A 21,879-nucleotide genomic window follows, 5' to 3' on the forward strand; every position below is an offset into this window, starting at 1 on the left:
TCTGCACGTCTTCTGGAGGTGTGGGGAGGAGGCGCTTCGGGTGTGGGACGCTCGGGGCACCGTGAGGAGGGGCATGTGGAACAGCAGCGGGTACGGGAGTTGCGGCGGCGGGTCGGGTACCCCGATGTTCCGGTTCCCGCGACCCGTGACTGGTTCACCCTGGAGCCGGGGTACGCGCCGGTGGAGTACGAGGCGCCGTCGGTGCCCGGGCCGGAGACGGATCTCGCGGCGGTGTGGCGGCGGGCGGTCCGGCTGACCTGCCACCCGCTGCTGCTGCGGGACGCGGCGAGTGGCCGGCCCCTGAGTCCCGCCGGCCCCACGGGGATAACCGGCCGGGGGCGGCTGCACCGGCTCGGCCCGAACCCGACCGCCGACGCCGTCGTGACCCACGGTGCGGATGCGGACGCCCTGGTCCTGCTGGTGCGGCGGCGCGACACGGGCCAGCTCGCCTTCCCGGGCGGCTTCCGCGAGACGGACCCGGTCACCGGCGCCGTGGAGGACCCGCTGCGGGCGGCGCTGCGCGAGGCGGAGGAGGAGACCGGGGTGCGGGTGCGCGGCGGACCGGTGGGGCTGCTGCACCAGGGGGTCGCGTACTGGTCGGTGCGCAACACGGACAACGCGTGGATCGAGAACACCGCGATCCACGTCCGGCTGCCCGGCGGCTCCGGGGAGCCGCCCGCCGCCGAGGGCCGCGACGACGCCCGTCACGCGGGCTGGTTCCGGGTCCGTGACGTCGAACCGGCGTCACTCAGTGCCGCGCACGCCGCGAGTCTGCGCCGGCTGCGCGCCGCCCTCGCCGTCTGATCCGAGCAATACAGGAGTCGCTCCGCTCAGGGACGAAGGCCTCAACTAGACCTCCAATCGACTCTTAATGATGGGTGGTCAGCGGTGGATGCGCTTCGTCCGTTCCTTCAGGAGACCTGGTACTGCGACACCTCCGACCCGCGGGTGCGTCAACTGGCCGCCGAACTGCGCGCGGACCGGGACGACAGGGCGACGGCGGTGGCCGCGTTCCACCACGTACGGGACGGGATCCGCTATCGCGTGGGCGACTGGCAGCAGACGGCGTCGCGCACGCTCGAACTCGGCGACGGCACCTGTACCAACAGCGCCAACCTGCTGGTGGCGCTGCTGCGTTCGGTGGGCATCCCGGCCGGGTACGGCGTGATGCGGGTGCGGGGCCGGGAGTACTTCGGCCCGATCGCCCTGCCCCGGCTGGCGCGGATGGTGGGCGAGATCAGCCGGCACGTGTACGCCTGCGTGCTGCTGAACGGGCGCTGGGTGCGCTGCGATCCCTCCGACGACCTGGCGCTCTCGCTGGGCTCGGCGCACCTCAACCCGCAGAGCCGGCCGGTCGAGTGGGACGGCGCGCGGGACGCGATGCTGCACCTGAACGCCGACCACATCCTGGAGGACGTGGTCCCGGTCGCGGACATCGCCTCGCTGATGGCCAAGCGGATGCGGCGCACGATCCGTCCCGCGGTGCGCCTCGGCAACCTGTACATGGACTTCCTGCGGGAGCACGGTGCGCGCATGGGCAGCGCCGCGGAGACGGACGAGCACTTCACGGCCTGGCTCCGCACCCATCACCCGGCGCTGCACCTGCTGTACCGGTCGCTCCCCGAGGGCACGTCGCCGGCCGAGCCCGCTCTGAGGTGAACTCTCCCCCACGGCCGGACGGCCGGGCGGGCGGAGCCGCCCGGCCGTCCGGCGCGTACTCAGTCGTCGGTCAGGCCGAACTTGGCGTGCAGCTTCTTCAGGGGGCGCGGCGCCCACCAGTTGAGGTGGCCGAGCAGCCGCATCGCCGCCGGCACCAGCAGGCCGCGCACCAGGGTCGCGTCGACCAGGACGGCGAGGGCGAGTCCCGCGCCGAGCAGCTTGAGGATCGACAGCTCGGACGTGGCCAGGGCGCCCAGCACGATGGCGACGATCAGCGCGGCCGCGGTGATCAGCCGTCCGGTGCGCTCCATGCCGAAGGCGACGGCGCCGGTGTTGTCGCCGGTGGCGAGGTACTCCTCGCGAATGCGCGACAGCAGGAACACGCTGTAGTCCATGGAGAGGCCGAAGGCGACGCAGAACATCAGGATCGGCACGGTGACCTCCAGTTGGCCGGTGTGCACGAAGTCGCCGACCAGCCACTTGAGATGGCCGTCCTGGAAGACGTACACCATGGCGCCGAAGGAGGCGGTGAGGCTCAGCATGTTCAGCCCGAGCTGCTTGATCGGGATGACCACGCTGCCGGAGAACAGGAACAGCAGCACGAACATGCTGACCGCGATGATCGCGGCGGCCCACGGCAGCCGGCTGCTGAGGCTCTCCTTGGTGTCGACCTGGGTGGCGGCGTCCCCGCCGACCAGGACGGTTCCCGGAGCGTCCACGTCCCGGACCGCGCGGACGTAGTCCTCGCCGGCCGCGGAACCGGCGTCGCGGTCGGACACCACGGACAGCCAGGTGCCGCCACCGCCACGGAACGCCGCGGCCGATTCGCCGGGCGGAGCCGCCTGGCTTCCGCCGGCGTAGGTGCCGGCGGCGCTGTCCACCCGGACCGTGCCGGGCAGCGCCGACAACCGCTGTGCGTAGGCGGCGACTTCGTCGCTGCCGGGGTCGACGTCCGGGACGACGACCACGACGGGCGAGGTCTGCGCGCCCTGGAACTCCTCCCGGATCGTGTCGGAGGCGACCTGGGACGCCGCGCCCCGGGGCAGCACCCGGTCGTCCATCAGGGCGAAACGTGCCTGGGTGAACGGCAGGGCGAGGGCCGCGAGGGCGATCGCGACGGTGGCGCCGATCACCAGGGGGCGGCGCATGACGGCGACGGCGAGACGGTGCCACAGCCCTCGCTCGGGGCTGCCGGCGCCGGGCAGTTTGCGGCGCAGCGGGGCGAAGACGTCCCACTTGTCGATGCGGCGCCCGATGAGCGCCAGCAGAGGGGGCATGAGCAGGACCGTGGCCGAGGCGGCGAGGACGACGACCACGATTCCGGCGTAGGCGAGCGAGCGCAGGAAGTAGATCGGGAAGACCAGCAGGGCGGCCAGCGAGAGCGCCACGGTGACGGCGGAGAACAGCACGGTCCGTCCGGCGCTGCGCAGACTGGCCGCGATCGCCTCGGTGACCTCGCGGCCGGCCGCGAGTTCCTCGCGGTACCGGGTGACGACGAACAGGCTGTAGTCGACCGCGAGTCCGAAGCCGAGGGCGGTGGTGATGTTCAACGCGAAGATGGACACCGAGGTGGTCTCGGCCAGGAGTCGCAGCACGGCGTACGTGCCGACCACGGACACCACGCCGACCAGCGCGGGCACCAGAGCGGCGACGACCGAGCCGAACGTGGCGAGCAGGATCAGCAGGGTGAGCGGCGCGGCCAGCAGTTCGGCGCGGGTCAGGTCGGTGGCGCTCTGCTCGTCGGCCTCGGCGTTGATCTGGGCCAGTCCGGTGGCCTTCACGTCGAGCGGACCCTGACGGCCGGTCACCTCGGGCACCAGGTCGGTCACGAGGTGGTGCACGTGGTTGTCGTCGCCGCCGAGCCTGATCAGGACCAGGCCGGTCCTGCCGTCGTCGGAGCGGAGTTTCTGGTCGCCGGACGTCCAGTACGACTGCGCGTAGACCACGCCCTCGGTGCGGGCGATGCGCTCCGTGAGGTCGCGGCCGGCCGCCGCGGCCCCGGCCGCGTCGACGCCGTCGTCGGTGCGGGCGACGAGGACGACGTTGGGTGCGCCGGCCTTGAACCGGTCGGCGAGCATGCGGTCGGCCTGGACGGCCTCGGCACTGGTGGGCGTGTAGCCGCCGGTGGACAGGTGGCCCTCGGCGTCGGCGCCGAGCACCGCGGCGGCGGCCGCGACCAGCGCGACGAGCAGCATGGCGATGCGTCTGCGATCGACCAGGGCGCGCGCGAGCGTGGCCAGGCCGCCGGTCACCGGGGCCGGCCCGCCACCGGTTTCGGCGCGGGTCTGCGTGGTTGTGGACATGACTTCCTCACGTCATGGTGGGCGCCGCGGCGACACCGCGGCGTACGAGGCCACGGCTCAGCGCCCTGCCAGGAGGTGGCTGCACAGGCCCTGATGGACCCAGCTCTCCCACAGCTCTGGCGGCCAGCCGCGTTCGGTGACGAACAGGTGGTAGACCTCGGGGCCGAGCAGGACGTAACAGATGTCCACGGCACGGTCGAGGTCGAGGCCCTCGGTGAGAGCCCCCTTCTCGGCCAGCACCTCCACGAAGCGCCGCTGGACCATCCTTCGCTGCTTCTTGTTCGTGTCCCACAGCTCGGCTCCGTTGCCGCTGCTGATGACGGCGTTGCGGAGCACTTCGAGCAGGGGGACGACCCGCTGGTTGATGACCCGGGTCATGGTGGCCAGCGCGCCGAGCAGCTCGCGCGGGTCGTCGAGGGAAAGGGCCTCGACCACTTGAGGCCGCTCCAGCGTCGGCACGGGATCGTCGTCCCCCGCCACGTGCAGGTCGATCAGCTCCTTGAGGATCTGCTCCTTGTTCCCGAAGGAGAAGTAGATCGTCTGCACCGCGACGCCGGACTCCTGTGCGATCGATTCGATCGTGGTGAGGCCGTAGCCGTGCTGCACGAAGAGCTTCATCGCGGCGTCGAGCATCTTCCGCCGGGTCTGCTGGGAGCGGAGTCGCCGACCGTCTATCCGGTTCGCCATGAGGTCCCGCCTGTTTTCTGTATCGAAACTCTAGAGTGTGACACCAGAATTACACGTCTCATCGAAGGGACGCAACCATGACGCTCAGTTCCACCAAGGCCGGACCGGGCAGTGACGCCCGGGCCCCGCGCGCCCTCATCCCCATCCTCACCGGCGGCATGGGCCTGTCCATGCTCGCCCTCTACACGACCGGCGCCCTGGGACCGTTTATCGTCGCGGACCTCGGCATCTCGCGCTCGGCCGTCGGCCTCCTGCCGGCCGCGGCGTTCGGCACCGCCACCGTGGCCTCGCTGTACGCCGGCCACCTGACCGATCTGCTCGGCGGGCGCCGCGCGTTCCTCGCGCTCCTGACCCTGATGGCGGCCGTCTTCGCCCTGCTGGCCGCGGGCCACACCTATGCGCTGCTGCTCGCCGCGCTGGCCCTCGCCGGACTGCCGCAGGCCCTGGCCAACCCGTCCACCAACCGGCTGATCGCCGCCCACGTCCCGCCGGCGCGGCGCGCCGAGGCCGTCGGCGTCAAACAGTCCGGCATACCGATCGCGACGCTGCTCACCGGGCTGATGCTGCCGCCCCTGGCCGACGCCACGTCCTGGCGGACCGCGGTCGCGCTCGTCATTCCGGTCATGCTGGCCACGGTGCCCCTCGCCCTCCTCGCACTCCCCCGCGATCCGGCCCCCACGGGGCCCGTGCGCTTCGGCCTGCCGCATCCACCGAACGCGGCCACCCGCTGGCTGATGGCCTACTCGCTGTTCTTCGGCTGCGGACTGGCACCGCTCAGCACCTACCTGCCGCTCTACGCCCACCAGCACCTGGCGATGGGCGAGAGCACGGCCGGCGCACTGATCTCGGTCATCGGCATCGCGGGCATCGCCACCCGGGTCCTGTGGACCCGCTTCAGCGACCGGCTGACGGACATCCCCGTCTCCCTGCTCGCCCTGGCGGTCATATCGATCGCGTGCACGGCTCTGATCCCGGCGGCCACCCAGGGCACGTGGCTCGTCTGGCTGGGCGCCCTCGGCGTCGGCGGCTCCGGCGCGGCGGCCACCGCCGTGTCGATGGTCGCGGTCACCCGCGGCAGCGGCTACGGGCAGACGGGCCACGCCTCCGCACTGGTGTCGATGGGGTTCTTCGGCGGCTTCGTGGTCGGACCGATCGCCTTCGGGCTGCTCGCGGACGCCTCCACCGGGTTCACCGGCGCGTGGACCTTCGCCGCAGCGGCGTTCGCCCTGGCGCTGACCTGCGCCTGGACCGGACGCCGGACCCTGCGGGCGGCAGCTTGATCAAGCCAATCGCAGCCGAACACTTCCTGGAGTAAGACACTAGAGTTAGCATCTAATCAATGGCTCGGGGGTGCCCCGGCCACACCTCACGGAGGGGAGGTCTGCGATGGCCGACGGAGTACTCGCAGGACGCCGGGGGGCACTCCTGCTGCTCACCGGCGTCGAGCTGATCGTCTTTCTGGACGTCTCGATCATCAATCTGGCCATGCCGACGATCGGTGCCGCGCTCGGCATCGGCGTGGTCGCGCTCGTCTGGGTGAGCACCGCGTACCAGGTCACCTTCGGCGGCTTCCAGCTCGGCGCCGGCCGAGCCAGCGATCTCCTCGGCCCGCGGCGGATGTTCCGGGCCGGCCTGGGGATCTTCACCCTCGCCTCGCTGCTCGCGGGGCTCGCCGAGGCCGGCTGGTTCCTGATCGCGGCCCGTGCGTTGCAGGGCGTCGGCGCGGCCCTGCTGATCCCCGCCGAACTCGCCCTGCTGGCCATCATGTTCACCGAGCCGGAGGCCAACCGGCGGGCCTTCGGGGTGTGGAGCGCGATGGGCGCGGTCGGCGCGGCCGGCGGCGTGACGCTCGGCGGCGTGATCGTGCAAGGGCTCGGCTGGGAGTGGATCTTCCTGATCAACGTCCCTATCGGCATCGCCGGGCTGCTGCTGAGCGGCCGTCTGATCCCCGCCGACAAGGCGGACCCGAAGGCCGCGCGCGGCCGGCTCGACCTGCCCGGCCTCCTCACCGGCACCAGCTGTCTGCTGCTGACGGTGTACGTGGTGACGGTGGCGGCCGAGGGTGAACTCGGCCCGGTGCAGTGGGCGCTCGGGGCGGTCGCGATCCTGCTCGGTGCCGCGTTCTTCCTGATCGAACGCCGGGTCGACGACCCCCTGTTGCCGTTCGGTGTGTTCCGGGAGCGGGACATCACCGGTGCCGCCGTCGCGAACTTCGTGGTCGGCGCGACCCATGTGCCCGTCTTCGTCTTCGTGTCCCTGTACTTCCAGGAGGTGCAGGGCTACAGCTCGGTCCGGGCCGGGCTCGCGCTCCTTCCGATCGCGCTGCTCAGCATCCCGGTGTCCCGCGTGCTGATCCCGATGGCGCTCAAGCGGTTCGGGCCGCGGTGGGTACTGATCGTCGGTCTGGCACTGATGACGATCGCGCTGCTGATGCTGGGCACGCTGCCCACCGACGCCGCGTACGTGACCCGGTTCCTGCCCGCGGCGGTGATCTTCGCCGTGGCGCTGCCGGCCTGCTTCGTCGGGTCCACCGTGCCCGGGGTCAAGGCCGCGGCACCGACGCAGACGGGCATCGTCTCCGGCGTGATCAACACGACCCAGCGGCTGGGTGCCGGACTCGGTGTGGCGGTGCTGGCCTCCGTCGCCGAGTCGCGTACCGACGCGGTCGGCGGGCCTCGGGCCGAGGCCCTCAACTCGGGCTTCCACTACGCCTTCCTGGGCGCGGCGGGAGTCGCCGTGCTGGGCCTGGTGGTGGCGGTGGCCGTGCTCCGTCCCGAGCCCCCGCGCCCCGAGGAACCGGCGACGGCCCCGCCGGCCGAGGAGGCCGCAGCCGCCGCGGACTGACCCGCGGCTCACCGACAGGGCAGGGGCGGCCGTCCGGGCTGCCCCTGCCCGCCTTCTCCGCCTTCGCCGGAACGGCCAGGGCGGGCCGGGCAAGAAAGTCGCCTTCGCCGGAAGGCCAGGGCGGGCAGGGCAGGAAAGCGGGCCGGTCACAGGGTGGGGTGCCCTGTGACCGGCCCGGGTCGGGTCGGGGACGGAGTCAGGGGCGGCGAGGGGCCGTCAGCTCCACGCTGCCGTCCGCGCGCCAGCGGCCGAACCAGGACGAGCGGTGCAGCAGGGTGCGCTCGGGGTCCGGATCGGTGAGACGGGCCTCCCAGCCGCCGACGCGGTCGAAGGGCAGGGCGGGTCCGGTCGCGCAGAGTTCGCCCACGCGGCCGGGCGGGAGCACCCGGCCGGCCCGGTCCAGCACCCGCACGTACACGTTGGCCATGGGCCGGCCCACGGAGGCGTCCCCCGGTACCACCCGGGCGTCGGTGCCGAGTTGCCGCACGGCCCACGGCAGCAGGCCGCCGACGGGCGCGAACTCGGCCCACAGAGGGCTCGCCCCGTAGCGTGCGAGATGCCGTTCGACCACGCTCCCGGGGCACGGCCCGCCGAGCAGGACCACCATGGCGGGGGCGTCACCGCTCTGCTCGTCCGCCGTCAGCACCCGGTCGTACTCCTCCTCGCTGAACAGGGCCGCCACCCCGCTGCCGAAGCCCCGCACCAGATCGCTCTCGCGCGTCAGGCCCAGGAGCGTCCCGCCCGAGGCGAAGGCCCACCACATCGCGGAGAGCGTGCGCGCGCCGCCCGGCGCCTGCCGTACGGCCACCGCGCCCGGCGCCGGACCGATCTGCTGCACCCGGGAGGCCAGCATGCACTGCCAGGCGCGGTGGTCGACCAGCTGTCCGCCCCGCTCGTCGACCATCAGATACGTGGCGTCCATCGGGCCGGACCGGGGAAGCGCCGGGTCGGGGTGCAGCGCGTCGAGCCGGGCCCAGGTCCGGGCGTCGTCGAGGACCACGACCTGGACGTCGGCCGGCAGCCCGGCCCGGGTGGCCGTGCTGCACAACACCACCTGGGCCCCGCTCACCTCGAACGCCCGCGCGGCCGCCTTGCGGCCGAAGTCGGCGGGCACCGGCACACACACCCCGCCGGCCTTGAGCACCGCCAACTGCGCGACGACGGACTGCCGGTGGTCGGCGCAGTGCACGACGACGGGGTCGCCGAGTTGCAGGCCGTGCCGCACCAGGCCGGTGGCCAACTGCACGGCGCGGTTCTCCGCCCCGCCATACGACAGATGGCCCGCCGGGTCCCGCACGGCCACTGCCGTGGGGTTCCGACGGGCCGCCCTGCTGAAGACGGAGTCGAGGGTGAACGGCCTTGCGGCCGCGGTCTTCTGGGCCGGTACGGTTTCGAGCGGGCGTGGGGCGAGCAGTACGGGCTGGCTAGTCACCTGGTCCCCCTGAGGCTGCGGTCGGCATGTCCGCCGGAATGAGGCAGGTAATTCCACCCGCTTCCTTCCCGATGCTGCATTCCGCCGGTACCCCGGGTCACCTCCCAGATTGCCGCATCGCCGAATTCCGGCCATCCGGCGCACGGAAGGTGCGGGCGTCGTCAGGAGATGTAGTCGTAGAGCAGATTGCTGTCCTCGCCGGATTCCGTCCAGTCGCCGTAGCGGCGCATTCCGTACAGCAGGGGTTTCCGGGTCCGTAGTTGTTGTATGGACCGCACCCGGGCGAAGACCACGCAGTGGTCGCCCACGGTGTGCGTGTCGGCCACCTCGCAGTCCGCGATAATGTGCGCCGACTCCACAAGATGCGGTCCGCGGGCGTTGCCCTCGGCGCGCCAGGTGACCCGCTCGAAGCGGTCGGCGGCGCCGGAGGCGAACAGCTCCGCCGTGGAACGCGCCTCGCTGTGCAGCAGGTTGACGGCGTATCCGCCGCCGGCGAGGACGGCGTCCAGGGTGGGGCTGCCACATCTGAGGCAGATCAGCACGGTGGGCGGGTCCAGGGCGACGCTGCACAGCGAGGTGGCGGTCATGCCCCGGGGCTCGCCGTCGGGAGTCAGCGCGGTGATCACGGTGACCCCCGTGGGGAATCCCGCCATCAGGGGGCGGATGTCGGGTAGGTGATCGGCGGTCATGGCGAATGCCCTCCCCAATCTCAGGTCGTCGACCGGAGGAGTTCCCCCCGGCCGTCCGGCGCCGGGGCACCGGACCGGCGGATCTCCTCGACCAGTTCGGCGGCGAAAGCCGGAAAGTCCGGCCCCAGGAAATGGAAGTGTCCGCCCTCGAAATTCCGGACCCGGAATTCACCCCGGGTCTCGGCCGTCCAGCCGCCGAGCGCGTCGGGCGGCGCCCAGATGTCGTCGCTGCCGCCGAAGGCCGTCAGGGGCGCCGACAGCGGAACCCGGGCCGGGTCGGGGCGGTAACCCGCCACCGCGCCCAGGTCGGTGCGGACCAGCCGCAGGAACCGCTCGCGGAACTCGGGCAGTTCGTCGATCCGCGGGTGCATGCCGCCCATCCGGGTCAGCTGGGTCATCAACTGGTCGTCGGACAGGGCGTGGTCGGGCAGCGCGACGGGGGCGGCCCAGCCCGGCGGGACCCGCCCGGACACCCCGACCCAGGCGGGACCCCGGCCGGCCGCCTCCAGCACCCGGGCGGTCTCGTGCGCGAGCACGGCACCGAGGCTGTGGCCGAACAGGGCCAGCGGCGCCGCCCCGGCCCAGGGCATGACGTCCCGCACGGTCACCTCGACCAGTTCCGCGATCGAACCGAGCAGCCGGCGCCCGTGCCGCTTGCCGCGGCCGGGCAGGTCCAGCAGCAGCACGTCCCAGCCCTCGGGCACGGCGCGGGTGAGCGGGAAGTACTGGGCGGCCGAACCGCCGGCGTGGTGGAAGACCACCAGCCGGAGTTCGGGGTCGTGCACCGGCCGCGGCCGGACGAAGGCGTCCGCCGTCGGCGGCGGCGCCGCGGTGGAGCCGCTCATGCCCGCACCCCGCCCACGATGTCGTCCGCCAGCCGCCCGAGCAACTCGGTCAGCGGCAGGTCCAGCGGCAGTTCCTCGGCGGTGAGGCCGACCGCGTAGTTCTCCTCGACCCGGGTGATGAACAGGGTCGACATGAAGGAGTCACCACCGGAGTCCAGGAAGGACCGTGCCGGGTCGAGTTCCTCGGGTGCTTCCAGTACGGCGCTCAGCTCCGCCAGCAGGTAGGCCTTGACCGCCTCCGGGTCGTGCGGCCGGGGCGCGCTCGGGCGGGCCTCGGACCGGCCCGGGCCGTCGGCCCCCCGGCCGAGGGCGGGTTCGTCGACCCAGTACCGGCGGCGCTGGAAGGGGTAGGTGGGCAGGTCGCCGAGCAGCCGTGCCGCCGGGGCGCGCAGCGGGTCGAGGCGGAGGTCCGCGCCGTCGGTGAACAGCGTCGCGAGCGCGCCCGGCAGATCGGTGACCGGATCGGCGAGCTCCACCGTCCGGTGGTCTCCGGCCGCCTCCCAGGAGAGCCGGACGGGACCGTCGGCGCGCTCCACACGCACCGGCAGGCCGAACGAGCCGAGCGCCGCGCCCAGTTCGGCCGCCGGATCGCCGGCCGGCCCGGCGGCGAGGAGCGGATAGGCACCGCGCAGCGCCGCGAGGCAGGACGCGACCGCGCCGCTGTCGTCCGGGAGCAGCAGGACCAGCCGGCGCGGCGGCTGTGCGCCGGCCGCGGGCACCGGGCGCTCGACGGCGGCCGCCAGGGCTCCGGCCAGGTCCGCGGCATCGGTGCCGAGGACGGCGATCCGGTGCGCGAACACGGCCCGGCCGGTGCGCAGGGTGTGGCAGAGCGAGGCCGTCGTGCCGGGTTCGGCCCGCTTGAGGTGGCCGACGACCGAGGCGACGAGTTCGCCCAGCGCGACGGGGTCCTTGGCGGAGACGGTGAGCAGCTCGGGGTGCGCCGCGACGGGCGCCGCCGGTTCCACGGCGGAGGGCTCGTACGCCTCCAGGACGACGTGTGCGTTGGTGCCGCTCATACCGAAGGAGTTGACGCCGGCGATCCGCCGGTCGAGGTCCGTCGGCCAGGACTGGTTGCGGTCCGGCACGGTGATCCGCATCCGCTCCCAGGGGATGTGCGGATTCAGTTCGCCGTCCTCGGCCGCACGGGCGGCCGGGATCTCGCCGTGGTGCAGCATCAGGACGGTCTTGATGACGGCGGCCATGCCGGAGGCGGCTTCCAGGTGACCGAGCCGCGACTTGACGCTGCCGATGGGCAGCGGCACGCCGCGGGCCCGGACCGCCTCGCCCAGCACGCCGTCCAGCGCACCGACTTCGATGGGGTCGCCGAGCACCGTGCCGGTGCCGTGCGCCTCGACGTAGCCGACGTCACCGGGTTCGACCCGGGCGTCCGCCAGCGCCGCGCGGATCACCTCCTGCTGCGCGGGTCCGTTGGGCGCGGTCAGGCCGGAGGCGGCGCCGTCGTGGTTCACGGCGCTGCCCCGCACCACGGCCAGGACGGGCCGTCCCTCGCGTTCGGCGTCCGCGAGCCGCATCAGCACCAGGGCCCCCACGCCCTCACCGCGCCCGTAGCCGTCGGCCGAGGCCAGGAAGGACTTCGAGCGGCCCTCCGGGGACAGGGCCCGGGTCTGGCAGAGGGAGACCATCAGGTTGGCCGACAGCAGCAGGTTGGAGCCGCAGACCAGGGCGTACCGGCACTCGCGGCCCCGCAGTCCGCGGACGGCCAGGTGCAGCGCGGACAGCGAGGAGGAGCAGGCGGTGTCGACGCTGAGCACCGGCCCGCGGAACCCCATGACGTGGCTGACCCGGCCCGCGCCGAAGCACAGACCGCCGCCGGTGGTGTAGTACGGGTCGATGCGGCTGAGGTCGGCGCGGTCCTCCAGTCGTTCGCTGTACTCCGAGGCCATCATGCCGAGGTACACGCCCACGTCGAGGCGGTCGGCCCGGCGTACCGCGATGCCGGCCCGTTCCAGGGCTTCCCAGGTGGTCTCCAGGAGCATCCGCTGCTGGGGGTCGAGCAGCCGGGCCTCGCGCTGCGAGATGCCGAAGAACTCGGCGTCGAAGTGGGCGATGTCGGAGAGGAACCCGGCCCGGTCCACGTACGAACGGCCGGGGCGGCCCGGCACCGGGTCGTGCACGGCCCGCAGGCCGGGGCGGTCCTCGGGGACCGGCGCGTAGGCGGTGCCGCTGCCGCGCAGGAAGTCCCAGTAGCCGTCGGGCGTGTCGAGCCCGCCGGGCAGGCGCAGCGCCGTGCCGACGACGGCCAGCGGCGCGTGCCGCTCGTCCTCCAGCTCCCTGACCCGGCCCTGGAGGCGCCGGGACAGTTTGAGCTGATCCTCCATCAGGCGACGAATCGTGTCCTTGTCCATGATCGGTGCCCTCTACCTCTCTTCTGAGACGTCCGCCTGGACAGCTCGGACGAGTTCGTCGAACGACAGACCTTCCAGGCCGGGGAAGTCCTCGACGGGTTCCTGCGCCGTCTCGGCGGCCGGTTGCGCGGGAAAGAGCAGCCGCGCCGTGTGCGCCGCGAGCTGGGCGACGGTGGGATGGTCGAGCGCGACGGTCGCCGGGAGGTCCTCGGCGAGCGCGTGCGCGAGGCGGGTGCGCAGGTCGATGACCATGATCGAGTCCAGTCCGCACTCGGTGAACCCCAGGTCGTCGTCCGGGTTCAGCGGCCCGCCCAGCACGGAGTCGCCCAGTTCCCGGATCGCCTGCCGCAGCCGCTCGTCACGGCCTTCCGCGGGCAGGCCGGCCAGGTGGTCGCGGAGCCAGCCGCGCGGTTCGGCACCGCGCGCCGCCTGGGTGTCGCGCTGGGGCGCACGGGGCGTCAGGTCGGCGAAGAGCGTGGCCGCGGAGGTTCCCGCACGCCGCTCGGTGAAGCGGGCCGCGTCCACGCCGACGGCGACCAGTCGGGTCCGGTCACCGCCGAGCGCCAGCCGGAAGGACTCCTCGGCCTCGGCGTCGCTCAGGGCCCGGATGCCCAGGCGGGCGATCGCCTGCCCCGTGGCGGCGGTGCCGGCCAGGCCCTGCTTGGCGTCCGGGGTCCACGGGCCCCAGTCCACGGCGGTGGCCCGCCGGCCCGCGCCGCGCAGGCGCTCGGCCAGCCCGGCCAGGAAGCCGTTGGCGGCCGCGTAGTTGGCCTGTCCGGCGGAGCCGAGCACGGCGGAGGCGGAGGAGAACAGCAGCAGGTGTACGTCGGGGTGGTCCGCGAGCGCCTCGGCCAGGTGGACCGCGCCGTGCGCCTTCGCCGCGAAGACCCGGCGGTAGGAGTCGGCGGAGAGGTACGCGAAGGCCTGGTCGTCCGCGGTGCCGGCGAGGTGCAGGACGGTGCCCAGCGCGGCGGTCGCGCCGGCCTCGGCGACCGCCCGGCGGCAGTCCGCCGGGTCGGTGACGTCGCCCTGGACGACCTGAACGGTGACGCCGCGCTCGGTCAGTCCGGCGATGACCGCACGGGCGGCGGCGTCCGGTGCGGAGCGGCCCATCAGCGTGACGGCCGGGGCGCCCAGCTCGGCGAGGAAGCCGGCGCTGCTCAGGCCCAGCGCGCCGAGGCCGCCGGTGATCAGGACGGCCCCCGGCCGGCCGGGGGCGGTGGCCGTGGCGGTGGCGGTGGCGGTGGCGGTGGCGGGGCAGGGTTCGAGGCGGGCGACGCGCACGGCGGTGCCGGAGATCTCGACGCGCTCGGCCGCTTGCCCGTCGTGCGTGAGGGCCGCGAGCGTCTCGACCACGGTCGCGGCGTCCGCGTCGGGGCCGAGGGTCAGGCGTACGAGGCGGCGCTCGGGCTGTTCCGCCTCCACTGCCGCGAGCAGGCCCCACAGCGCCTCCCGGACCGGGGCCGCGGTCGCCGCCGCGCTCCCGAGGACGGCGTACGGGATGCCGGGGGCGGCGGCCCGCAGTCCGTCGGTGAGGGCCACGGCGGCGTCCAGCGCCTCGTCGGCCCCGCCCTCCGCGGCGGCGAAACGGGCGTCGACCACCAGGTCGCAGGGCTCGTCACCGGGCGCTGCGGGGGCGTGGGCCACCTGGTGACCGAGCGCCGCGCACGCCTGCCCGATCCGCCGGCCGGTCTCGCCGCCACCGAGTACGGCGACCCGCAGCGGGCCGGCCCCGGCGGGTGCGAACCGGTGTTCCTTCCAGACGAGTTCGTAGGCCAGGCGCGGGGTGTCGCGCAGGGAGCTCTCCAGGAGGGCGCGGGGCGCGCGGCGGAAGCGGAAGCCGTCGACGGTCAGCACGGTGTTCCGGCCGGTCCCGCCGGTCCCGCCGTCGGTGAACAGGTGCAGGTCGGCGGCGAGGACCCGCATCAGGCCGTCGGCCTCGGGGTCACGGGCGGTGGCGCGGATGTGACCCCACAACTGCCCGCCGGACGCGGGCCGGCCGGGGAAGTCCAGCCGCTCCACCGCGAACGGGATGGCCAGTGCCGCCTCCTCCGTCACCGTAGCGGGGTCGGCCTCGGCGACGGCGAAGGTGACGGCGCTCTGCAGGAGGGAGTCCAGCAGGCCGGGGTGGATCTGCCAGTCGGCCGGGTCCTCGCGCGGGTCGTCGGGGACGTCGTAGCGGACGAGCGCCTCGTCGCCGCGCAGCCAGACCTCGCCGATCCAGCGGAAGGACGGGCCGAGGTGGTAGCCGAGGGTGCGCAGGTGGCGGTAGAAATCGGTGCCGGTCAGGTGCCGTTCGGCGGTGGCCGTGAACGTGCCGGGGTCCGGGGCGGCCCGGTCCTGCGCGGGATCCGCCGGGACGATCCGGGCCGCCAGGTGTTCCTGCCAGCGTCCCTGGCGGACGTCGAGCAGGCTCTGCACGCTGACCGTCCGCGTGCCGTGCTCCTGTTCGGCCTCGATCACCTGCAGCGGGTAGCGCTCGCTCTCGCGCAGCACGAGGGCGCGCGGGAAGTGCAGGTCCTCCAGGACCACGCGGCCACCGTCCGAGCCGAGCGCGGACAGGGCGGTCGCGGTCTGCGACGCGCCGGGCACCGACACGGTGCCGAACAGGCGGTGGTCGGTGAGGTGGGCCGGGTAGTCCGGGGTCCGCTCGGTCGCCCAGACCCTGCCGTGCAGGGCCGGTGAGCTGAGTTCGGTGCCCCAGGCCGGTCCCTGGGCGGCGGCCGGGCGCGCGGCGTCGGGCCACTGGGGTGCCCAGTGCCGGGTGTCGGCGAAGGGGTAGCGCGGCCCCCCGGTGCGGGCGGAGCCCGGCTGCACGCGCCGCCAGTCCAGGCGCAGGCCGCCGAGGTAGAGGGTGCGGGCGGCGCCGAGCAGGGCGGCGCGTTCGCCCGTGCCGCGGCGCAGCGAGGGCGCGAGACCGCCGGCGGGGGCGAGACCGGCGCTGCCGACGAGGTTCACGAGCGTGCGGTCGGGGCCGATCTCCAGGCAGAGGTCGATTCCCAGGCCGGTGAGGGTCCGTGCGCCGTCGTGGAAGCGGACCGGGCGGCGGGCGTGCCGGCACCAGTAGTCCGCGTCGTACTCCCCCGGCTCGGCGAGGCGACCGGTGACGTTGGAGACGATCGGGATGTCGGGGTCGTGGAAGGTGAACGCTTCGAGGGCCCGGCCCAGTTGGTCGATCGCCGGGTCGAGGAGACGGCTGTGGAAGGCGTGCGAGACGCTCAGCCGCCGGGCGCGCACGCCCTGTTCGCGCAGGATGCCCGCGAGGGCGTCCACCGCGTCGGGGGCGCCGGCGAGCACGAGTGACTCGGGTCCGTTGACGGCGGCCACGTCCAGGCCGTGTTCCGCGGCCCAGGCGGTCGCGGTCTCCTCGTCGGCGACGACGGCGAGCATCGCCCCGCGTTCGCTGCGCTGCATCAGGCGGGCCCGATCGGCGATCAGGGCGAGTCCGGTGTCGAGGTCCATGACGCCGGCGTGCACGGCGGCGGAGATCTCGCCGACGCTGTGGCCCATGACCACGGCAGGGGTCACGCCCCAGGACTCCCACAGCGCGGCCAGCGCGGTCTGCAGGGTGACGAGGGCGGGCTGGGTGCAGCGGGTCTCGTTGATCGCGTCGCGGTCCTCGCCGTAGAACATCAGCTCGGTGAGGGACGTCCCGAGCCTGGGGGCCAGGGCCGCGTCGCACCGGTCGAAGACCTCACGGAAGACCGGTTCCGTCTCGTACAGTTCGCGGCCCATGCCGAAGTACTGACTGCCCTGGCCGGAGAAGAGGAAGGCCACCCGCGGCGCGCGGGCCCCCGCGCGCACGGGCGCCTGCTCCCGCAGTGCCTGGAGCAGCTGGTCGCGGGTGCGGCCCAGCAGCGCGCGCCGGTACGGGAAGTGGCTGCGGCCGGCTCCGGCGACGGCGGCCAGCCGCGGCAGATCGGCGTCCTCGGCGCCGGCCAGCTCCCGCTCCCAGGCCTCGGTGAGCCGGGCCAGGCCCGCCTCGTCGGGGGCGGACAGCGGCAGCAGACAGGTGGGCGCGTCGTCGCCCGCGGGGGGTTCGGGGGCCGGGGCGGGTACGGGCGGGTCGGACAGCACGATGTGGGCGTTGGTGCCGGTGAAGCCGAAGCCCGAGACCCCCGCGATCCTGGGCGCGTCCGTACGGTGCCACGGGGTGGGGGCGTCGACGACGCGGACGTCCATCTCGGACCAGGCCACGTGCGGATTGGGCTCCTTGAAGTGCAGGTTGCCCGGGATGAGGTCGTGCCGGAGGGCGAGCACCGTCTTGATCAGCGACACCACTCCGGCCGCCGACTCGCAGTGGCCGACGTTGCTCTTGACCGAGCCGGCGAGCAGGTTCTGCCCCGGTCGGCGTCCCTCGCCGAGGACCCGCCAGGCGGCGCCGATCTCGATCGGGTCACCGAGCGAGGTGCCGGTGCCGTGCGCCTCGAGGTAGGACACGTCGGCCGGGGCGACGTCCGCGTCGGCGAGGGCGGCCTTCAGCATCTCCTCCTGTGCGGCGCCGTTGGGCGCGGTGAGCCCGGAGGAGGCACCGTCCTGGTTCATGGCGCTGCCCCGGATCACGGCGTACACCCGGTCGCCGTCGCGCCGGGCGTCGGCCAGTCGCTTCAGCACCAGCACGCCGCACGCCTCGGAGCGGGCGAAGCCGTCGGCGTCCGCCGAGAAGGTCCGGCAGCGTCCGCCCGGCGACAGCATGTGCGCACGGCTGACGGCGGTCCAGGAGGCCCGGTCGAGCAGGAGGTTGACCCCGCCGGCGAGCGCCGTCTCGCTCTCCCCGCTGCGCAGCGAGCGCACGGCGAGGTGCACGGCGACCAGGGAGGAGGAGCAGGCGGTGTCCACGGCGACGGCCGGGCCGGTGAGCCCGAAGGTGTAGGCGAGGCGGCCCGCGGCGGCGTTCAGCGCGGTGCCGGTGCTGTAGTAGGCGTCGACCTTGTCCGGGCCGCCGTCGGCGAGCAGCCTGGCGTAGTCGGCGTAGCTGATGCCGACGAAGACGCCGGTGCGGGTGGACCGCAGGCGCTCGGGGTCGATGCCGCCGTCCTCCATCGCGTGCCAGGCGGATTCGAGGAGGAGGCGCTGCTGGGGGTCGAGGTTCTCCGCCTCGCGCGCCGATATGCCGAAGAAGGCGGCGTCGAAGCGGTCCAGGTCGCGTACGAAGCCGCCCTGGTCGGTGGTGGACGGTCCGCCGGACAGGCCGGCCAGGGCCTCGCGGTCGTCGGGAACCGTGGTGATGCCGTCCCGGCCCTCGCGCAGCAGCTCCCACAACTGCTCGACGGAGTCCGCCTGCGGGAACCGGCCGGCCATGCCGACGATCGCGATCGGCTCGGGAGCGGTGGGCGCGGTCGCGGGGCCGGACGGACCGGGGCTCGCGAGCGCGGGGGCCGGGACGGGGGCGGGCGGTGCCGGCCGTCTCGTCGGCACCGCGCCGGAAGCGGGGGTCCCGTTCAGCCGGCCGACGAGGTGGTCGGCGAGGCGGGTGACGGTGGGGTGGTCGAAGACGTCACCGGCGGGCACGGGGAAGCCGAAGGCCTCGCCGAGCCGCCCGGCCAGGTCGACGGCGGTGATCGAGTCCAGGCCGAGGTCGAGGAAGCCCACGGTCTCGTCGATGTCGTCGGCTCCGGCGTGGCCGAGCTGGGCGGCGAGCAGCCGGGCCACCTCGGTACGGACGGCGGCGGGGCGGGACCGTTCGGGCAGGGCGAGCAGGCGGGCGGCGACGGACGGTTCGCGCGGGGTGGCCGCGGGCGTGGTGCCGGGCGTGCCGAACAGTCCGCGGGGCCGCAGGCCGGCCATGACGGTGCGCAGCCGGGCGAGGTCGAGCGGACAGGCGACGAGGTGGGCCTCGGCGCCGGGGTCGCTCGTCGTCAGTGCGGCGCGCCCCGCGGCGGCGTCGAACGCGCCGACCCCCAACCGCCGGGACCGCTGGAGCAGTTCGGCGTCGGCCATGCCGGACGCGCCGTCGTCGTCGAGGTCCCAGGGGCCGTAGCCGAGGGACACGGCGGGCAGGCCGAGGCCGGCGCGGTGGGCCGCGAGGGCGTCCAGCATGCCGTTGGCGGCGGAGTAGGCGGCGCAGTCCTCGGTGCCCCACACGGCCGAGACCGAGGAGACCAGGACGAAGAAGTCCGGTTCCCAGGCGAGCGAGGCCCGGTGCAGCCACCAGGCACCGGCCGCCTTGCCGCGCAGCTCCGCCGCGTATCCGTCGGCGGTGAGGCCGGTGGCGGGGGTGCGGGTGAGGGTGCCGGCGGCGTGCACGACGCCGCGCACCGGGGGCAGCGCGGACAGGGCGGTGCAGGCCGCGGCGAGTGCCTCGGCGGTGTCGCAGCCGCCGTCCCGGTAGACGGCACGCACGCCGCGGTCGGCCAGTTCGCCGAGGAAGTCCCGTGCGGCGGCGCCCAGTTCGGCCTCCGGGCGGCGTCCGATCAGCAGCAGGTGGCGGGCGCCGCGATCGACGAGCTCGGCGGTCAGCCGGCGCCCGACGCCGCCGAGCGCCCCGGTCACCAGGTACGTCGCGTCCTCGCGCAGGTCGGCGGGGGCCGGGGGCGCGTCGTCGGCGGGTGCGAGCCGCGGCACCCGCACGGTCCCGGCGCGTACGGCGGCCAGGTCTTCCGTGCGGTCGGCGGCGGTGACGAGGGACAGCAGGGCCGCCGCGTCCGCCGCGTCCGGGTCGGCCGGCAGGTCCACGAGGCCGCCCCAGGCGGCGCCGAACTCCAGGCCGAGGACGGGGGCGAGGCCGTGCAGGGACGCGTGCTGCGTGGCCAGGGTCGGCTCGTCGTCCGTGGTGCGCCGCACGGCACGGGTCACGGCGTGCACCCGCGAGCCGGAGGCGGCGGCCGAGACGACGGCGTCGGTGACCGCGGCGCACAGCAGCGCGGCGGGGACGGCCGGGTCGGACGCCTCCCGCGGTGCGTCGTCCGCGCCGGGCCCGGCCGGCAGGTCCACGGGGCGGAAGGCGAGGACCACGGTGGCGGGGCCGGGGTGGGCCGACCAGTGGGCCGACCAGGCGGCGCGGTCGGCGGGCAGCGCGGCCCGCTGCCACTGCCCGGGCAGGTCCGGCGCGCCGTCGCACAGCACGGTCCCCCGGTGCCCGAGGGCGTCCGCCCGCCCGGCGAGCAGTTCGAGCAGCGTGTCGTCGTCCCCGGCGAGGAGCAGGGGCCCGGGAACGGTCCCGGGGGGCGTGACGGTCCCGGCCGGTGTGTGGTCCTGCCACACCAACCGGTGCCGGGTGGGCGGTTCGTCGGTTTCCCGTTCGTCCGGTGTCGCGGTGAGACCCTCGGGTTCGAGGCGCTGCCGCTGCCACGGATAGGTGGGCAGGGCGAGGACCCGGCGGGGCAGTACGGGCAGGTCGGTCGTGGGTGCGAGGCGCACGGCGGCGCAGTCCTCGCCCCCGGCCAGCGCACGCAGGGCCGCGGCTGCCGCCACCGGATCACGCGCCTCGACGCGGGCGCGTACGTCGTGCCGGGCCCGGCCCTCGGTGGCCGTGTAGGCGAAGGCGGCGTAGTCGGCGGCGGCCACCCCGTCCAGCCGGTCGGCGTACCGGGCGGCCAGTTCGCGCAGGGCCTCGGGCGTGCGTGCCGACAGGTCGAAGCCCGTGACCTCGGCCGGCGTCGGCGGCGGGGCGTCCTCGGGTGCGCCGAGCACGACGTGCGCGTTCGTGCCGCTCATGCCGAACGAGCTGACACCCGCGTAACGGCCGCTCTCCGCGGGCCAGTCGGTGGCCTCCACGGGCAGGCTGATCCGCGTGCCGGTGAGGTCGATGCGCGGGTTGAGGGTGCGGAAGTGCAGCAGGGGGGCGAACCGGCGGTGCCGCAGCGAGAGCATCGCCTTGACCAGGCCCGCGACGCCCGCCGCCGACTCCAGGTGGCCGAGGTTGGTCTTGGCCGCGCCGACGGTGAGCGGGGCACCGCCGTTGCGGCGGCCGAGCACGGTGGCCAGCGCTTCCATCTCGATCGGGTCGCCGAGCGCGGTGCCGGTGCCGTGCGCCTCGACGTAGCCGATGTCCGCCGGCTCCAGCCGGGCGTCGGCGAGGGCCTGTTCGAGCAGGGCGCTCTGCGAGAGGACGTTGGGGGCCGTGAACCCGCCCGAGCGGCCGTCCTGGTTGACGGCGGAGCCGTGGATGACGGCCTGGACCGGGTCGCCGTCGCGGAGCGCGTGGTCGAGCCTCTTGAGGACGACGACGCCGCAGCCCTCGCCCCGGGTGAAGCCGTTGGCGCGGGCGTCGAACGACTTGCACAGGCCGTCCGGGGCGAGGGAACGGGTCTCCTGGACCAGCCGCATCGAGCGCGGCGACATGATCAGGTTCGTGCCGGCGGCGAGGGCGATCTCGCACTCGCCGCGCCGCAGCGCCTGCACGGCGAGGTGGACGGACACCAGCGAGGAGGAGCAGGCGGTGTCGACGGAGACGGTGGGCCCGGTCAGGCCGAGCGCGTAGGCGACTCGGCCGGCCGCGAAGTTGTGGCCGTTGCCCGTGGTCCAGTAGGCGTCGGGAGCGCCGAGCAGCCACTCCCGGTAGTCCTGCCACATGATGCCGAGATACAGGCCGGCGCGGGTGCCGCCGAGGCGGTCGGCGGGCACGCCCGCGTTCTCCAGTGCCTCCCAGCTGACCTCCAGCAGCAGCCGGTGCTGGGGGTCGAGGTGGCGGGCCTCGCGCGGGCTGATGCCGAAGAACCCGGCGTCGAAGTCCAGCACCTCGTCCAGGAACCCGCCGCGCTGCGGAAGCCCTTCCCACTGGGCGGCGAACGGGCCCTTGCGGCCCGGCGGCAGCGGGCCGACCAGATCGCGCCCGGCCATCAGGGCGGCCCAGTAGCCGTCCGGGTCGTCGATCCCGCCGGGCAGCCGCAGCCCGGTGCCGATGACGGCGACCGCCTGGCCGCCCTGTTGTTCGTCGAGTTGTCGGCGCAGGGTGCGGATGGTGGCGAGCGCCCGGGTGAGGGGGGTCTGGCGGGGTGCGTCGGAGGCGCTGGTGTCCGGCATGGATCGGTTCCTCGCGGTCTGGTCCGGTGGGTGTCGGTCCGGTGAATGGGGCGATCGGAGGTGCGATCTGCGGCGCCCGGCCGGCCGCTC

11 protein-coding genes are annotated in these 21,879 nt (G+C 74.4%); 4 read left to right on the forward strand and 7 right to left on the reverse strand.

The window, feature by feature from the left end:
- Positions 1 to 75: 75 nt before the first annotated feature.
- Both ACZ7D7_RS03470 and ACZ7D7_RS03475 read left to right on the forward strand, forming a co-directional pair.
- Positions 76 to 804, forward strand: a complete 729-nt coding sequence (locus tag ACZ7D7_RS03470) for an NUDIX domain-containing protein (RefSeq protein WP_470821971.1) — start codon at positions 76 to 78, stop codon at positions 802 to 804.
- A gap of 84 nt (positions 805 to 888) precedes the next feature.
- On the forward strand, positions 889 to 1,659 hold the full coding sequence (locus tag ACZ7D7_RS03475; RefSeq protein WP_470821972.1) for a transglutaminase-like domain-containing protein: 771 nt from the start codon (positions 889 to 891) through the stop codon (positions 1,657 to 1,659).
- Between the two features lie 59 nt (positions 1,660 to 1,718).
- Here the strand turns inward: ACZ7D7_RS03475 and ACZ7D7_RS03480 are convergent, their stop codons facing one another.
- Both ACZ7D7_RS03480 and ACZ7D7_RS03485 read right to left on the reverse strand, forming a co-directional pair.
- Complete coding sequence (locus tag ACZ7D7_RS03480; RefSeq protein ID WP_470821974.1) at positions 1,719 to 3,962, reverse strand: MMPL family transporter; 2,244 nt, start codon at positions 3,960 to 3,962, stop codon at positions 1,719 to 1,721.
- 57 nt (positions 3,963 to 4,019) lie between these two features.
- The gene (locus ACZ7D7_RS03485; RefSeq protein WP_470821975.1) at positions 4,020 to 4,649 is read right to left on the reverse strand and encodes a TetR/AcrR family transcriptional regulator; all 630 of its coding nucleotides are present in this window, start codon (positions 4,647 to 4,649) and stop codon (positions 4,020 to 4,022) included.
- A gap of 77 nt (positions 4,650 to 4,726) precedes the next feature.
- On the opposite strand from ACZ7D7_RS03485, the gene ACZ7D7_RS03490 reads away from it, so the two are divergent.
- Together ACZ7D7_RS03490 and ACZ7D7_RS03495 are read left to right on the forward strand one after the other, a co-directional pair.
- Entirely contained in the window at positions 4,727 to 5,929 is a 1,203-nt protein-coding gene (locus ACZ7D7_RS03490) for an MFS transporter (protein WP_470821976.1), read from the forward strand.
- Between the two features lie 106 nt (positions 5,930 to 6,035).
- On the forward strand, positions 6,036 to 7,493 hold the full coding sequence (locus ACZ7D7_RS03495) for an MFS transporter (protein WP_470821977.1): 1,458 nt from the start codon (positions 6,036 to 6,038) through the stop codon (positions 7,491 to 7,493).
- Positions 7,494 to 7,689: 196 nt separating this feature from the next.
- Here ACZ7D7_RS03495 and ACZ7D7_RS03500 read toward each other — a convergent pair whose 3' ends face one another.
- The 5 genes from ACZ7D7_RS03500 to ACZ7D7_RS03520 all read right to left on the reverse strand — a co-directional run bounded on the left by ACZ7D7_RS03500 (position 7,690) and on the right by ACZ7D7_RS03520 (position 21,789).
- The gene (locus tag ACZ7D7_RS03500) at positions 7,690 to 8,925 is read right to left on the reverse strand and encodes an AMP-binding protein (protein WP_470821978.1); all 1,236 of its coding nucleotides are present in this window, start codon (positions 8,923 to 8,925) and stop codon (positions 7,690 to 7,692) included.
- A gap of 161 nt (positions 8,926 to 9,086) precedes the next feature.
- Positions 9,087 to 9,614 carry a flavin reductase family protein gene (locus tag ACZ7D7_RS03505; protein WP_470821980.1) on the reverse strand — a complete coding sequence of 176 codons (528 nt, stop codon included), beginning with the start codon at positions 9,612 to 9,614 and terminating at the stop codon, positions 9,087 to 9,089.
- Between the two features lie 20 nt (positions 9,615 to 9,634).
- The gene (locus ACZ7D7_RS03510) at positions 9,635 to 10,459 is read right to left on the reverse strand and encodes a thioesterase II family protein (protein ID WP_470821982.1); all 825 of its coding nucleotides are present in this window, start codon (positions 10,457 to 10,459) and stop codon (positions 9,635 to 9,637) included.
- Positions 10,456 to 12,825 carry a beta-ketoacyl synthase N-terminal-like domain-containing protein gene (locus ACZ7D7_RS03515; RefSeq protein WP_470821984.1) on the reverse strand — a complete coding sequence of 790 codons (2,370 nt, stop codon included), beginning with the start codon at positions 12,823 to 12,825 and terminating at the stop codon, positions 10,456 to 10,458. Before ACZ7D7_RS03515 ends, ACZ7D7_RS03510 begins: the two co-directional genes overlap by 4 nt.
- Before the next feature lie 12 nt (positions 12,826 to 12,837).
- Positions 12,838 to 21,789 (reverse strand): SDR family NAD(P)-dependent oxidoreductase, encoded by an 8,952-nt coding sequence (locus ACZ7D7_RS03520; RefSeq protein WP_470821986.1) that lies wholly within the window; start codon positions 21,787 to 21,789, stop codon positions 12,838 to 12,840.
- Between the last annotated feature and the right edge of the window lie 90 nt (positions 21,790 to 21,879).

This window comes from Streptomyces sp. NPDC037054 (assembly GCF_055606745.1).

Excerpts from the sequence above, each read along its gene's own strand:
- ACZ7D7_RS03480 (WP_470821974.1), bottom strand. The coding sequence starts at position 3,962 with ATGTCCACAACCACGCAGACCCGCGCCGAAACCGGTGGCGGGCCGGCC.
- ACZ7D7_RS03485 (WP_470821975.1), bottom strand. The coding sequence starts at position 4,649 with ATGGCGAACCGGATAGACGGTCGGCGACTCCGCTCCCAGCAGACCCGG.
- ACZ7D7_RS03490 (WP_470821976.1), top strand. The coding sequence starts at position 4,727 with ATGACGCTCAGTTCCACCAAGGCCGGACCGGGCAGTGACGCCCGGGCC.
- ACZ7D7_RS03495 (WP_470821977.1), top strand. The coding sequence starts at position 6,036 with ATGGCCGACGGAGTACTCGCAGGACGCCGGGGGGCACTCCTGCTGCTC.
- ACZ7D7_RS03505 (WP_470821980.1), bottom strand. The coding sequence starts at position 9,614 with ATGACCGCCGATCACCTACCCGACATCCGCCCCCTGATGGCGGGATTC.
- ACZ7D7_RS03510 (WP_470821982.1), bottom strand. The coding sequence starts at position 10,459 with ATGAGCGGCTCCACCGCGGCGCCGCCGCCGACGGCGGACGCCTTCGTC.
- ACZ7D7_RS03515 (WP_470821984.1), bottom strand. The coding sequence starts at position 12,825 with ATGGACAAGGACACGATTCGTCGCCTGATGGAGGATCAGCTCAAACTG.
- ACZ7D7_RS03520 (WP_470821986.1), bottom strand. The coding sequence starts at position 21,789 with ATGCCGGACACCAGCGCCTCCGACGCACCCCGCCAGACCCCCCTCACC.